Origin of the sequence: Vibrio sp. 10N.222.52.B7, assembly GCF_041474275.1 — a bacterium.
Taxonomy (GTDB): Bacteria; Pseudomonadota; Gammaproteobacteria; order Enterobacterales; family Vibrionaceae; genus Vibrio; species Vibrio crassostreae_C.
On sequence record NZ_JBFRTU010000103.1, the window covers coordinates 1 to 244 of the forward strand.

Genomic DNA, 244 nt, shown 5'->3' on the forward strand with positions numbered 1-244 from the left:
ACAAATCAATAGTGTTTGCGAATCGATAGAGTTACGAATCAATCTTGTCACAAATCAATAGCGACTAGTCGACTTGTTTAATCTGCAGCTCTTTCGGCACTTCGAAGAACATGTTCTCTTCACGACCTTGAATCTCTTCAACCTCAGTAGCACCCAGCTCACGAACGATCTAGAATTTGGTTTACCAGCTCTTCAGGAGCAGAAGCACCGGCTGTTACACCGATTTTCTTTTTCCCTTCAACCC

General features: G+C 43.4%; 1 pseudogene. It reads right to left on the bottom strand.

The features are described 5' to 3' along the window. Positions 1–64: 64 nt before the first annotated feature. Positions 65–244 (bottom strand): annotated as a pseudogene (gene ispH / locus AB4512_RS20485) (4-hydroxy-3-methylbut-2-enyl diphosphate reductase); the annotation flags it as partial.